The organism is Schinkia acidoalkalinis (assembly GCF_054301215.1).
Genome location: NZ_CP182573.1, coordinates 982,549 through 995,658 on the forward strand (window position 1 = coordinate 982,549; position 13,110 = coordinate 995,658).

The following is a 13,110-nucleotide window of genomic DNA, read 5'->3' on the forward strand; positions in this document are numbered from 1 at the left end:
AAAACATGAAACTTTTAATTATTCATAACTTGTTGATTAAAGTACTGTTCTAAACTATTTTCAACATTTTCAAGATGAATAAGCATCGCTTCTCTAGCCTTATCCTCATTTTGAGCTTTTATTGCTTCATAGATTGCCACATGTTCTTCGTAAAGAGTAGTAAAATTATTATCCTTTGAAAAAATCCATACCTTTCGAATTTCCTGAATGCTTTCACCCATTAATCCCGAAACATGACTCATTAAACCAATCAATAATCCATTATTGGATGCTTCTGTAATCGCTAAATGAAACTGCAAATCTGCTGCTTCTCCGAGCTCTTCATTACCGCTTTTCATATTCTGGAGTACATTCTCCATTTTTTGAAGCTGCACATCCGTTCTTTTCTTTGCTGCTGCAGCCGCTGCACCAACTTCAATAATCTTCCGAACCTCCAGTAAATTAAAAATATCCTGCTTGTTCATGAGAATTGCCATCGATAATGGAAATGTAATTTGACTTGAATCAAATTGTTTGACGTAGGTTCCTTCCCCTTGTTTCATTTCCACAAGCCCCATCGCTCTTAAAGAAGTTAATGCTTCCCGAATAGCAGACCGTCCGACTTGGAAGTTTTCAGCCAACTGCTGTACCGAGTCAAGCTTGTCACCCGGTCTTAATTTTCCAGAGCGGATCATTTCGTGAATAGCCTCGGCCACCTCTTCATAAATCTTCTTCGTTTTAATTTTTTTATAATTCATTGATTCACCTCTAGTGCGAAACTGTAGTGTTTTGCGATTGCTATAATGGTATTTCCGTTTCATTTACTAGGACTACTTTACATTTTATTAAATTCATGAATAAAAAGCCACCAACTGTTACCAGGTGATGGCTATGTTATTTCAAGTGGAATCCCTTATGCCAATCTCATCTTGAAATTTTCATAATTAAATTTATGAACAACTTGGCAATCTCCGTTTTTATCACGAACAGCAATCGATGGCAGCGGCATTCCGTTAAAGGTTGTATTTTTTACCATCGTGTAAATTGCCATGTCACCAAAAACTAAACGTTCGCCGCCTTCTAACGGCTTGTCGAAGGAATAATCACCAATTGTATCCCCGGATAAACATGTTTGTCCACCTAAACGATACGTATAAGGCTTTTCACCTGGTTCACCTGAGCCAATTAACGGCGGGCGGTAAGGCATTTCCAAAACATCAGGCATATGACAAGATGCAGAGGTATCTAAGATTGCAATTTCCATGCCATTTTGCAATGTGTCTAGTACCGTTGTAATCAGGAATCCGGCATTTAAGGCCACTGCTTCCCCTGGTTCTAAGTATACATGCAACCCGTACTTTTCCTGCATACGTTTAATGCATTTTTCTAGTAGCGGAATATCATAATCTTCTCTAGTAATATGGTGGCCGCCACCGAAGTTAATCCATTCCATTTTTGAAAGCCATGGTCCAAACTTTTCTTCCACAGCATCGAGGGTTTTAGCCAAGTCATCAGAGTTTTGCTGACAAAGCGTATGAAAATGCAACCCTGATATCCCTTCCAGTTGCTCTGGACGGAAATGTTCAATTGTAACACCAAATCGTGAACCCACTGCGCAAGGGTTATAGATATCATGTCCAACTTGCGTAGAACATTCTGGATTAATGCGCAAGCCGATTTTTTTACCAGCTTTCAATACTTTGTCACGATACTTTTCCACCTGTGAAAAGGAGTTAAAGATAACATGGTCACAGTATGAGATGATTTCATCTATTTCATCTTCACGGTAGGCAGGGGCAAAGACGTGATTCTCTTTGCCCATTTCTTCAAACCCAAGTCTTGCTTCATATAAACCACTTGCTGCCGTGCCGCTCAAATATTTACCAATCAGCGGATATAACGTATACATTGAAAATGCTTTTTGGGCTAAAATAATCTTTGCTCCTGTACGTTCCATGACTCCGTTTAGGATCTTTAGATTTCTCTCTAGTAGCCCTTCATCTACTACATAACAAGGTGTCGGTAATTCTTCAAATCTCATCTTATCCTACAAGCTCCGCTTCTTTCGCTGACTTTTCTTCTTTGGGAAGCGCATCAACAAGCTCAGGGTTCAAGTTTTCTTTCCATGGAAGTCCCCACTTGTTTAATGCATCCATAAATGGATCTGGATCAAATTCTTCAATATTGTATACACCTGGCATATTCCATTTGCCAGTTAAAATCATCATCGCACCGATCATTGCTGGTACACCAGTTGTGTAAGAAATAGCCTGTGAGCCAACTTCTTTGTAGCATTCTTGGTGATCACAAACATTGTACACATAATATGTTTTTTCTTGGCCGTCTTTTTTGCCTTTAAAGATACAGCCGATATTTGTTTTTCCTACAGTTCTTGGACCAAGTGAAGCTGGATCAGGTAATACCGCTTTTAAGAACTGTAGTGGAATGATTTGTTTTCCTTCAAATTCAATTGGCTCAATTGAAGTCATACCTACATTTTCAAGACATTTTAAGTGCGTTAGATAACTTTGGCCAAATGTCATGAAGAAACGAATTCTCTTAAGTCCAGGCATGTTTTGTGCAAGAGACTCAAGCTCTTCATGATATAACAAATACATATCTTTCTCGCCGACTTCATCGAAGTTGTAAACGCGTTTAATTTCCATTGGCTGCGTTTCAACCCATTCACCGTTCTCCCAGTATCTTCCGTTCGCAGAAACTTCACGAATATTGATTTCAGGGTTGAAATTTGTTGCAAAAGGATAACCGTGGTCACCACCGTTGCAATCAAGAATATCGATATATTCAATTTCATCAAAATAATGTTTTAATGCATAAGCGGAGAATACACCTGTCACACCTGGATCAAAGCCGCTGCCTAAGAGAGCTGTAATGCCAGCCTTTTCAAAACGCTCACGGTATTCCCACTGCCATTTGTATTCGAATTTTGCTGTATCTTCAGGCTCATAATTTGCAGTATCTAAATAATGTGTTTTCGTTGCGAGACAAGCATCCATAATTGTTAAATCTTGATATGGCAAAGCAAGATTCATTACGATATCTGGTTTTACCTCGTTAATTAAAGCTATAAGTTCATCTACATTATTTGCATCAACCTGTGCAGTTGTAATTTTTGTTTTACCGCCGTCTAATTTTGCTTTTAATTCATCACATTTTGATTTTGTGCGACTGGCAATACAAATTTCCTCAAATACCTCACTGTTTTGAACACATTTGTGAATTGCTACAGATGCTACCCCGCCACAACCAATGATAAGTGCTTTTCCCATTTTCCTATCTCCTTTTCGTTTTATTTTTCAAAGCAAAGAGGAACCCTGACAACATTCCGTTGTTTTGCTACTAAGGTCGTTAGAAATTTTTCCAAATAAAAAAGCAAGTGAAACAATCGCCTATTCGCGCATCACTTGCTTGATATATTCATAAATATTAAGAAAAGCATATTAACAGACAGAATCATTATGACCTTTTTTACAGCCATAAAATTCTACTAATCTTATGGAAAATGCTCTTCTATATTCAAAATATATCATTAGGTTCAGAGTCTATATAGCAAATAATTACTTTTACCACTCTTATTGACCGTTTCACAAGTTGATGTGCATATGCACTGGTTGTAAAGTAACCAACTTATAAAATTTGAGCTTTTAACTCAATCAATAAGGCAACTAAAGTTGCCAATCGGCATTTGACCCGGCTGTCCGTATGGCCTTAACTTTTCCGAAGAAAGTGGTCAAAATTATCTGCTTGGAAAGACTCTGATATTTATATTTCGAATATCTGCTTTCCATCAATAATAACTCCATTATATTATCAACAAATCACAAAAATATCAATAAAAAAATAAAATAAATTATAAAACCTAAAATTCTGAATATATTTGTAATAGTCTAATGGCTGCAAACCCTACTTGTAGAGCAGTTTGGTGTCCAATTATTTAATTTCTTCCATATCCAGATTGCTATATACCATTTCTTCCTCAACCTCCTCGATATCCCTCATTTGGTGGGCAATCCTGGAGGCAGCACAAGCACATATGCTGGCAACGAGATCATCTAAGAAGGTATGAACCCCTTTGCCGTCTTTCGTATCCAGCTTTTTAATGATTCCAATTTTATTTTTGTCTAGGTAGCCATAAGTTGTTACGGCAATACTTCCATATGTTAAAACCGCTCCTAATCCAATTGTTTCATCGATTCCAAACAAACCTTCATCACTTTCAACAATCGATTGCAGCGGTTGGGATAATAACTTCTTCTCAGCAAGGCGGTCTAATTCAATACCAACAAGAATGGCGTGTTGGATTTCCCGCTTCCTTAGTACTCTCTCGACTGAAAAAATGCAATCCTCTAGGGTTAGCCCATGATTGAAAGGCACTTGCATTTCATAAACGATTTTCGCTATTTCTTCTACAGTTACACCACGTTCTTCCAACAGGTTTTTTGTTGCTTTTTGAACATCACGGCTATGAACCCTTTTTGTCATCTTTGTTTATCCCCTCTCAAATGTATAAATTACGTACATTATACCATGTCTTTTTTTATTAATATGAGGATTTCATAAGTATTAAATAATTTGAAATTTTGTTATAATATTACGGTATCGTATTTTGGATTAAAAGGAGGCGCTGCCCGTGAAATATGGTATTGCAATTTTCCCGTCAAAAAAGCTTCAAGATTATGCGAATTCCTTTCGAAAACGTTACGATCCACATATTGCTTTAATTCCTCCACACGTAACATTAATCAATCCTTTTGATTCATCTGAAGGAGAAATAAAGGAATATATTCAAACCTTGAATCATATAGCAAAAGATTTATCACCTATCACCCTTGAAGTTTATAAAGTGAAAACTTTTCATCCAGTAGTCAATAAAATTTATTTAGCGATAAAGAAAGATGAAAAGCTTTTAAATCTGCATAGAAAACTGAATGCAGACATATTTGCAACAAAGAACAAAAGTGAAAGCTTCGTACCGCATATCACCATTGGACAACAACTCTCAAACCAAGAGCATTCTGATGTGGTCGCTCAACTTACAATGATGGACGTCTCCCATACTGAAACAGTTGACCGTTTCCACCTGTTATTTCAATTAGAAAATAATCAATGGACGACTTACGAAACGTTTCACTTAGGAAAGGAATGTTAATAAAATGATTGTAAAAATAGTTACAGCTCCATATGAACTAGTGGACGCCTTTTCAGTAAGGAAAAAAGTATTTGTTGAGGAACAAAAGGTTCCAATGGATTTGGAGATCGACGAATTTGAGAATTCTGCTGTTCACTTTGTCTTATATGACGGCAAGGAGCCAGTTGGGGCAGGGAGAGTTCGCGAGCTAGGAGATACTCTTAAAGTAGAACGAATCTGTGTGCTTGACACTTATCGTAGCAAGGGCTGCGGGAAGCTAATTATGGAAAAGGCAGAAGAAATTGCTAAGGAAAAAGATAGTAAGAAACTGAAACTCAATGCCCAAACCCATGCGGAAGGCTTTTATAAAAAATTGGGCTATGAAACAATCTCCGGTATTTTTATGGACGCCGGCATTCCTCATGTGACCATGGTTAAGACGTTTTAGACTTAGTAATCTTATCGTGGCAGCTTTTTTGTTTATAAAATAAATAGCAGAGTTTGTGAATCAAAATCACCTCTGCTATTTTTTATTGTCCGTTTCAGGGCATCATTTGGACTTTGTCCTCTGGTTTCCTGCTTGCATTGTCCGAATTGTTTGGCAGCAGTACGTTTGTCCAGGGGACTTCGCACGGCACTGCTTGTTAGCCGATTTGCGTGCCATTTGGTATATCAGTATCTGGTTTTAGGAGAACGACATCGCCTTTTTCAGAAATGCCACCAAGGACGAGCACTTCAGAGCTAAAGCCTGCGATGTGTCTTGGTGGGAAATTAACCACACCTACTACTTGCCGTCCAATAAGAATTTCTGGTTGATAGCGTTTCGTTATTTGCGCACTAGTTTTCTTTATGCCAATTTCCTCTCCAAAATCGATTTCCATTTTAATTGCCGGCACCTTTGCCTCTGGGAATGGTTCTGCTTTCAAGAAAAAATACCAAAAAAATCCTCCGCCAACATTATTAGCAAAGGATTTAATCAGAATTATTATACTTATACACATTCATTAAAGTTTTTTCCTTTTCCTGTTAAATCCGCCTCGTAGTCTTTACCTTCACTCTGGACATCGGTAAGATCCAACTCTGACTCATCCTCATTACTCGATTTTTTAATACAATAGTTTTTTGTAATAAATTTGGCCTCTTTATATTTATCTTCATAATCCGTTTTACCTTTAAGCTTGGCCCGCATCGTAATCTTTTCTACAGATTTCACCTTAAAAGGTGATCCATCTTTTCTTATTATCCGATTGGTGTACTGATTGTATTGCTCATTGTTAATAGGTAATATATAGCCCATTATTTCCCACCTCCTGTGGTTTAGAACGCCTTTTCAACTATGGATACATCCATGTATTTCCATTGCTTCTATTATTATTATCGGAAAAAATATCCTCTTTTTTAACAGAGTTAGGTAATTATTATTTAAAATATCAAAATTCATAAAAAAAACTGCCAAAAATGTGGCAGTACAGTAGTTTCCTTTTCTATCTTTGTTTTACCAATTTATGGACACAGCTCTTCACTTGGCTACCTTTCTTGTCTTCATTTCACCAATTTGTGGACATGCTTCTTCACTTGGCTACCTTTCTTGTCTTCATTTCACCATTTTGTGGACATGCTTCTTCGCTTGGTTACCTTTCTTGTCCTCATTTCACCATTTTGCGGACATGCTTCTTCACTTGGCTACCTTTCTTGTCTTCATTTCACCATTTTGCAGACATGCTTCTTCACTTGGCTACCTTTCTTGTCTTCATTTCACCATTTTGCAGACACAGCTCTTCCCTTCGCCGCCATTCTTGTCTTCATTTCACCAATTTGCAGACATGCTTCTTCACTTGGCTACCTTTCTTGTCTTCATTTCACCATTTTGCGGACATGCTTCTTCGCTTGGCTACATTTCTTGTCATCATTTTTCCAATATGCAGACACAGCTCTTCCCTTGGCTACATTTCTTGTCTTCATTCTAACAATATGCGGACATATTCCCAATCATCTCAACTTTTCTGTCTTTAGTCATTAGTCAGCTAGCAGAATAGATTCACTAACCTAAAAATAAAGCACCATACCCTAAAGCCCCCATGATGACAAAGGCAGGGTGGACTTTAAACTTTTCCAATAATAATGCACTGATAATTATTAAAAAAATCGTTTGCCCGATTCCTACTCCTTCATAGGACGTGATAAAAAAGCTATAGGCCATTACACCTAATAAGATTGCAATCGTTGGTCGAACCAGCATTGTCATATTCTTGACTCTTGGTGAATCTTTAAATTTTAACAGAATACTTAACAAAACAATCATCAAAATAAGCGAGGGAGCTACTGTCGCTATAATCGCTACCAATGCGCCGAGTACACCGGCGACTTCATAACCGATATAACCTGCCATTTTCGTTGCAATCGGACCCGGCAATGCGTTTCCTAACGCAAGGACTTCACTAAATTCATGTACTGTCAACCAACCATAACGGTCAACTACTTCATTTTCAACTAACGGGATTGAGGAGGGGCCACCGCCATAACCTAGAGTACCTGGAATAAAGAAGGCGAGGAAAATGCGCCAATAAATCATTGATTATTCCCTCCCTTGCTATATGTATGTAACTGTCCCTTTTTCGGTGGGTAGGCTAACGCAATCAGAAGCAGGGCTGCAATAACAATTCCAGGGTGGACGCCCATAAACTGAATGACAATTAGTGATGTCGCTGTTAAAAAAATTGTTTTCCACAAGCCTTGCCCTTCCTTGGACTTTTTAAAAAAATCCCAAGCCATTTCTGCAAGCATGACACCGACTACCGGTATAACTGCTTTTGTCATCCCAGTAACCCATGGTTGATCTTTAATTTGAGATAGTGAGGCTAGCAATAGAATCATTAGTAAAATCGTCGGTACAATCGTAGCTAAAACAGCATTGATCATCCCAACGCTACCGGCAAGACGATAGCCGATATATCCAGCCATTTTCGTATTGATTGGCCCTGGCAATGTATTCGCTAAAGCAAAAATATCCGCAAATTCATCATCATTCATCCACTTAAATCTTCCAACAACTTCTTTATGTATAAGAGGAATGGATGATGGTCCACCACCATACCCCAGCATTCCAGCGCGAAGAAATGCGATAAAAATTTGCCATTGTAGCATGATTTTTCACCCTTTTAATAAACATCCATAAACTTACAATACCAAAAAAAAATGCCAGAAGCTATGAATTCTAGCTTCTGGCACTTTTTATACCCAGCATTATTTTGTAATTAATTCTAAATCAGCTGGAATGAATTTTTCTACTTTTTCACCTTTTACTACAGAAACAGCTGTTGCCACACCTTTTTCACCAATTTGATCTGGTTTTTGGGCAACTGTAGCTGCCATTCTTCCCTCTTGAACAGCTTTAACAGCATCATCTGTTGCGTCAAATCCAACTACTACAACATCTTTTAGACCTGCAGCAGTAATAGCTTCTAATGCTCCTAGAGCCATCTCATCATTATGAGCAAAAACAGCTTGGATATCCTTATTACTTTGTAGAATGTTTTCCATAACTGTTAAACCTTTGGCACGGTCAAAATCAGCAGCCTGTTTTGCAATAACTTCTACGCCGTCAACACCATCAACCGCGCTATGGAATCCTTCTCCACGTTCACGTGCTGCAGAAGATCCAGGAATACCTTCTAATTCAACAATCTTTCCTTTGTTGCCAAGTTGTTTAAGAATAAATTCGCCAGCCATTTTACCTCCGGCAACATTATCGGAAGCAATATGAGAAACAACTTCTCCACCCTCTGCACTGCGGTCAACAGTAATAACAGGAATACCTGCATTATTAGCTGATTCAATTGCAGCCACAATAGCAGATGAGTCAGTTGGGTTAATAATTAATGCATCTACGCCTTGCTGAATTAAATCCTCGACGTCACTTGTTTGCTTTGCAGGATCATTTTGCGCGTCAATCGTTGTAATTTGAATACCTTCATTTTTAGCTTCCTTCTCTGCACCATCTTTAAGCGTTACAAAGAATGGATTATTTAATGTGGAAATAGAAAGGCCAATCTTAATATCTTTCTTATTAGCATCAGTAGCCTGATTATTGCCTTCTGTAGCTTTATCTGACTTTGTTCCTGGTGCTTGTGTTGAACAACCCGCAACTAAAATCATACTAAATGCAGCTAGCAAAAGCACTTTTAACCAATTTTTCTTCATCTAAAAATTCCTCCTTTATTATTGGTGTATTCGTTCCATTATGCTGCTTTTTTTCGATCCAACAATACGGCTAAAAGAATGACACCTCCCTTAACAACTTGTTGATAAAATGATGAAACATTTAATAGGTTTAAACCATTATTTAAAACCCCAATAATCAGGGCACCTATTATTGTACCGAAAATCCAACCTCTTCCTCCTGATAGGCTTGTTCCACCAAGGACGACAGCTGCAATTGCATCTAATTCATACGCTGCTCCAGCTGTAGGCTGTGCAGAATTAAGACGTGACGTTAAAATAATTCCAGCTAAAGCTGACAAGAGCCCAGTAATTAAATAAACCCAAATTTTTACTCGATTGGCTTTAATTCCGGATAAGATTGCTGCCTCTTCATTACCGCCGATTGCATAAACTCTGCGTCCAAACGTTGTTTTCTTTAAGATAAAGAAAAGAACGAAAAAGCTTAGAAGCATCCAAATAACAGGAACAGGAATACCAAAGAAGTAGCCTCTTCCCATTAGCACGAATGAAGCGCTATCAGAAAGCCCTGTAATTGGCTTTCCATCTGTATAAACAAGTGTCAAACCACGAAAAATAGTCATCGTTGCTAGTGTAGCAATAAATGGAGCCACTTTTCCTTTGGTAATAATAAGTCCATTGAAAGCCCCCATTAAAGCACCAGCAAGTAAGCCAATGACCATCCCTAATATAGGATCCATACCGCCGGAAATAAAGCCTGCTGTTAATGCAGCTGATAAAGCCAAAATGGACCCTACAGATAAGTCAATGCCGCCGGTTAAGATGACAAAGGTCATACCAAAGGCAATTAAGGCATTAATGGATACTTGACGTAACACGTTTAAGATATTATTTAATGATAAAAAATTAGGACTTAATATCGCCAAAACAACGATAAGAAGAACTAGACCAATAAGCGAACCTAGTTTCTGTAAGACACCCGAAACTTTTGAATTATTCATTTTCCTTCCCTCCCGTTGCCGCTTGCATAATCTTTTCTTGACTCGCCTCATCACGGTTAAGAATAGCCCTGATTTTCCCTTCATGAATCACCATGATTCGATCACTCATCCCTAAGATCTCCGGCAATTCAGAAGAGACCATTATAATGGCAACACCTTGTTCTGTTAATTCATTCATAATGTTATAAATTTCTTTCTTAGCACCGACATCCACGCCTCTTGTCGGCTCATCTAAAATCAAAATTTTCGGCTGAATCCCCAGCCATTTTCCAATGACAATTTTTTGCTGATTCCCTCCGCTTAGTGATTTAACAGCTTGTTCAGCCCCCGAGGTTTTGACATGGAGTTTCTCAATCATTTCATTGACAAATTCGTGCTCTTCTTTAGCTGAAATAATTCCCTGTTTAGAAAACCTTGACAAATTAGGGAGTAGGAAATTTTCGCGAACAGATAAGTCCAAAACCAAACCTTCGTCTTTACGGTCCTCTGTTATAAAACCAATACCTGAATGGATAGCATCATAAGGCGTTTTAATATTCACTTCTTTGCCATCAATATATACTTTGCCTTGTTGTTTGTGTCTGTATCCAAACAAGGCTTCCATAATTTCAGTTCTACCGGCGCCCATTAAACCAGCAACACCAAGAATCTCCCCTTTTTGAACGGAAAACGATATATTTTCGAAATGCCCTGTACTTGTAAAACCTTCTACCTTTAAGCGCTCCTCACCGGGGCTTACGGTTCTTTCAGGAAAACGTTCGCCTAGCTGTCTCCCTACCATCATGCGAACAATCTCATCAAAATCAGTTTCTTTGATTTGTTTTGTGCCTATAAATTGGCCATCTCTTAGAACAGAAATTCGATCACATATCGCAAAAATTTCTTCCATTCGGTGTGAAACATAAACGATACCAACACCATCTGCACGTAAACCGTTAATCACTTTGAACAGCACTTCAATCTCACGTTCCGTTAAGGCAGCTGTCGGCTCATCCATAATCAGCACTTCTGTATTGGCGGCAACTGCTCTTGCAATTTCAATCATTTGCTGTTGTCCAACAGAAAGCTGTCCTGCCTCGATATCCGGATCAATCGTCACACCAAGGCGATTGATGTATTCTGCTGTTTTTTCCTTCATTTCCTTCGTCTTCAAGACACCAAAGCCACTAGTTAATTCTTTTCCTAAAAACATATTTTCCGTTACTGTTAAATTGGGAATAATATTAAGCTCTTGATGGATTACAGCAACACCTGACTTTTCCGCCTCTTTAGGACCTGAAAAGTTTACTTCATTTCCCTTTACAATAATCGTGCCGGAATCACGTTGATAAATGCCCGTTAATACTTTGATTAATGTGGATTTCCCAGCACCATTCTCCCCCATAAGGGCATGAATTTCTCCCGGCATTAGTTCAAAATCTACATTTTCCAAAACTTTAATTCCTGAAAAACCCTTGCTAATTTGTTTCATTTCAATAAGGGGTTGCTTTGTTGTTTCCATTAAAAAATCACCCCAGCCTGTAAAATTATATTCGCATAAGGTGTCGTCTCACCTGTGCGGATAATGGCCTTAGCATTTTTAGTTAATTGTTTAAATTGTTCATGATCAACGTAAGTTGTTGGTTTATTTGGTAATAGTTTTTCTATTTCTTGTTTTACTATTACATTTTTAGTACAAATTTCATTTGCAAGCGTTATCTGTTCAACTTCCATGTCATCTATTACTGCTGCTAATGTCTCGACAAAGCCGGGTGTACCGAATTTTAAAGCAATATCAATCCGTTTAACACCGCTTGAAATGGGAAGACCGCAATCGGCGATAACAATTGTATCAGTATGTCCTAGTTCAGCTAAAACGGCGGAAATTTGACTGTTCAAAATCCCTTTCTTTTTCATTGTTGTATCATCCTCTCATGCTGTCTAAAAACTGCTCCACCTCTAGGATTGTTGGCATACCGCTTTGCGCACCCAACTTCGTTACGCTTAATGCTCCTACGACATTAGCAAAACGACATGCTTCCTCCACCGTTCTTCCTTCTGTTAAGGCAAGCGCAAATGCTCCATTGAAAGAATCCCCTGCACCAGTTGTATCCACAACATCAACCTTAATACAGTCGATGTTCATTTCTTGTCCGTCTTTTACATAGGTTAGCCCTTTTGAACCCTTTGTAATAATACATTTTTCCAGCATGCGATTTTTTTGTGCTTCGGGAAGCCCTGAAAGCAACTCAATAACCTCCAGTTCATTTGGAGTAATATAATCAACGCTTTCTAAAACTTCCTCAGAAAGTTTCATAAAAGGTGCTGGGTTTAGGATCACTTTCAGCCCATGTTTTTTTCCAAGTTCGATAGCTTTTTTCACAGATGCCATTGGGATTTCAAGCTGCAGAAGCATTGTCTGACAATCCGAAATGGCATTTTCATATTTAGCTACCATTTCTGGTGTCACCTGATAATTTGCTCCAGGTACAACAATGATATGATTGTCCCCCTCGGCGATCGTGATTGAAGCGGTACCTGTTTGGTAACCTGTAACCGGTTCCACACAATCTACATTTACCCCTTGCTGTTTAAGATGACTAAGGAGTTCTTGTCCAAATAAATCCTGGCCTACACAACCAATCATAGTTACATCTGCGCCAAGTCTTGCAGCGGCAACGGCTTGATTGGCTCCTTTCCCACCAGGTATTGTCAGAAAGGAAGTGCCAAGTACGGTTTCGCCAATCTTTGGAAAAATATTTGCACTTGTGACCAAGTCCATATTAATACTGCCGATGACAACAATTTTACTTTGAGTCACAC

Annotated in this window: 15 protein-coding genes; 2 read left to right on the top strand and 13 right to left on the bottom strand. The window is 38.4% G+C overall.

Annotation, left to right across the window (positions count from 1 at the left end; genetic code table 11):
- Positions 1-14 precede the first annotated feature (14 nt).
- The 4 genes from ACNQFZ_RS05065 to ACNQFZ_RS05080 form a co-directional block, all read right to left on the bottom strand.
- Positions 15-737, bottom strand: coding sequence for a FadR/GntR family transcriptional regulator (locus tag ACNQFZ_RS05065; RefSeq protein ID WP_458414263.1), 723 nt, complete (start codon positions 735-737; stop codon positions 15-17).
- A 155-nt stretch (positions 738-892) separates the two neighbouring features.
- Complete coding sequence (gene nspC / locus ACNQFZ_RS05070) at positions 893-2,020, bottom strand: carboxynorspermidine decarboxylase (RefSeq protein ID WP_458414264.1); 1,128 nt, start codon at positions 2,018-2,020, stop codon at positions 893-895.
- A gap of 1 nt (position 2,021) precedes the next feature.
- Complete coding sequence (locus tag ACNQFZ_RS05075) at positions 2,022-3,269, bottom strand: saccharopine dehydrogenase family protein (RefSeq protein ID WP_458414265.1); 1,248 nt, start codon at positions 3,267-3,269, stop codon at positions 2,022-2,024.
- A 661-nt stretch (positions 3,270-3,930) separates the two neighbouring features.
- Entirely contained in the window at positions 3,931-4,482 is a 552-nt protein-coding gene (locus ACNQFZ_RS05080; protein WP_458414266.1) for a phosphatidylglycerophosphatase A family protein, read from the bottom strand.
- Between the two features lie 148 nt (positions 4,483-4,630).
- Between ACNQFZ_RS05080 and ACNQFZ_RS05085 the strand changes: the two genes are divergently transcribed.
- On the top strand, positions 4,631-5,149 hold the full coding sequence (locus ACNQFZ_RS05085; RefSeq protein ID WP_458414267.1) for a 2'-5' RNA ligase family protein: 519 nt from the start codon (positions 4,631-4,633) through the stop codon (positions 5,147-5,149).
- A gap of 4 nt (positions 5,150-5,153) precedes the next feature.
- Positions 5,154-5,576, top strand: a complete 423-nt coding sequence (locus tag ACNQFZ_RS05090) for a GNAT family N-acetyltransferase (protein WP_458414268.1) — start codon at positions 5,154-5,156, stop codon at positions 5,574-5,576.
- A 196-nt stretch (positions 5,577-5,772) separates the two neighbouring features.
- On the opposite strand, the gene ACNQFZ_RS05095 is transcribed toward ACNQFZ_RS05090, so the two are convergent.
- The 9 genes from ACNQFZ_RS05095 to rbsK form a co-directional block, all read right to left on the bottom strand.
- On the bottom strand, positions 5,773-6,054 hold the full coding sequence (locus tag ACNQFZ_RS05095; protein ID WP_458414269.1) for a tRNA-binding protein: 282 nt from the start codon (positions 6,052-6,054) through the stop codon (positions 5,773-5,775).
- Positions 6,055-6,119: 65 nt separating this feature from the next.
- Positions 6,120-6,425 (bottom strand): hypothetical protein, encoded by a 306-nt coding sequence (locus ACNQFZ_RS05100; RefSeq protein ID WP_458414270.1) that lies wholly within the window; start codon positions 6,423-6,425, stop codon positions 6,120-6,122.
- Positions 6,426-7,169: 744 nt separating this feature from the next.
- Positions 7,170-7,700, bottom strand: coding sequence for a chromate transporter (locus ACNQFZ_RS05105; protein ID WP_458414271.1), 531 nt, complete (start codon positions 7,698-7,700; stop codon positions 7,170-7,172).
- On the bottom strand, positions 7,697-8,272 hold the full coding sequence (locus ACNQFZ_RS05110) for a chromate transporter (protein WP_458414272.1): 576 nt from the start codon (positions 8,270-8,272) through the stop codon (positions 7,697-7,699). Before ACNQFZ_RS05110 ends, ACNQFZ_RS05105 begins: the two co-directional genes overlap by 4 nt.
- 99 nt (positions 8,273-8,371) lie before the next feature.
- A complete protein-coding gene (gene rbsB / locus ACNQFZ_RS05115; RefSeq protein ID WP_458414273.1) occupies positions 8,372-9,328 on the bottom strand; it encodes a ribose ABC transporter substrate-binding protein RbsB in 957 nt (318 codons plus the stop codon).
- 38 nt (positions 9,329-9,366) lie between these two features.
- Positions 9,367-10,308, bottom strand: coding sequence for an ABC transporter permease subunit (locus ACNQFZ_RS05120; RefSeq protein WP_458414274.1), 942 nt, complete (start codon positions 10,306-10,308; stop codon positions 9,367-9,369).
- A complete protein-coding gene (locus ACNQFZ_RS05125) occupies positions 10,301-11,809 on the bottom strand; it encodes a sugar ABC transporter ATP-binding protein (protein WP_458414275.1) in 1,509 nt (502 codons plus the stop codon). The genes ACNQFZ_RS05120 and ACNQFZ_RS05125 overlap by 8 nt, the downstream gene beginning before the upstream one ends.
- Positions 11,809-12,204 (bottom strand): D-ribose pyranase, encoded by a 396-nt coding sequence (gene rbsD, locus ACNQFZ_RS05130; RefSeq protein ID WP_458414276.1) that lies wholly within the window; start codon positions 12,202-12,204, stop codon positions 11,809-11,811. The genes ACNQFZ_RS05125 and rbsD overlap by 1 nt, the downstream gene beginning before the upstream one ends.
- A gap of 7 nt (positions 12,205-12,211) precedes the next feature.
- Complete coding sequence (gene rbsK, locus ACNQFZ_RS05135; RefSeq protein ID WP_458414277.1) at positions 12,212-13,108, bottom strand: ribokinase; 897 nt, start codon at positions 13,106-13,108, stop codon at positions 12,212-12,214.
- Between the last annotated feature and the right edge of the window lie 2 nt (positions 13,109-13,110).

Coding starts and splice junctions, on each gene's coding strand:
- ACNQFZ_RS05105 (WP_458414271.1), bottom strand. CDS start 7,700: ATGATTTATTGGCGCATTTTCCTCGCCTTCTTTATTCCAGGTACTCTA.
- ACNQFZ_RS05065 (WP_458414263.1), bottom strand. CDS start 737: ATGAATTATAAAAAAATTAAAACGAAGAAGATTTATGAAGAGGTGGCC.
- ACNQFZ_RS05125 (WP_458414275.1), bottom strand. CDS start 11,809: ATGGAAACAACAAAGCAACCCCTTATTGAAATGAAACAAATTAGCAAG.
- ACNQFZ_RS05110 (WP_458414272.1), bottom strand. CDS start 8,272: ATGCTACAATGGCAAATTTTTATCGCATTTCTTCGCGCTGGAATGCTG.
- ACNQFZ_RS05100 (WP_458414270.1), bottom strand. CDS start 6,425: ATGGGCTATATATTACCTATTAACAATGAGCAATACAATCAGTACACC.
- ACNQFZ_RS05120 (WP_458414274.1), bottom strand. CDS start 10,308: ATGAATAATTCAAAAGTTTCGGGTGTCTTACAGAAACTAGGTTCGCTT.
- rbsB (WP_458414273.1), bottom strand. CDS start 9,328: ATGAAGAAAAATTGGTTAAAAGTGCTTTTGCTAGCTGCATTTAGTATG.
- nspC (WP_458414264.1), bottom strand. CDS start 2,020: ATGAGATTTGAAGAATTACCGACACCTTGTTATGTAGTAGATGAAGGG.
- ACNQFZ_RS05080 (WP_458414266.1), bottom strand. CDS start 4,482: ATGACAAAAAGGGTTCATAGCCGTGATGTTCAAAAAGCAACAAAAAAC.
- ACNQFZ_RS05090 (WP_458414268.1), top strand. CDS start 5,154: ATGATTGTAAAAATAGTTACAGCTCCATATGAACTAGTGGACGCCTTT.
- ACNQFZ_RS05075 (WP_458414265.1), bottom strand. CDS start 3,269: ATGGGAAAAGCACTTATCATTGGTTGTGGCGGGGTAGCATCTGTAGCA.
- rbsD (WP_458414276.1), bottom strand. CDS start 12,204: ATGAAAAAGAAAGGGATTTTGAACAGTCAAATTTCCGCCGTTTTAGCT.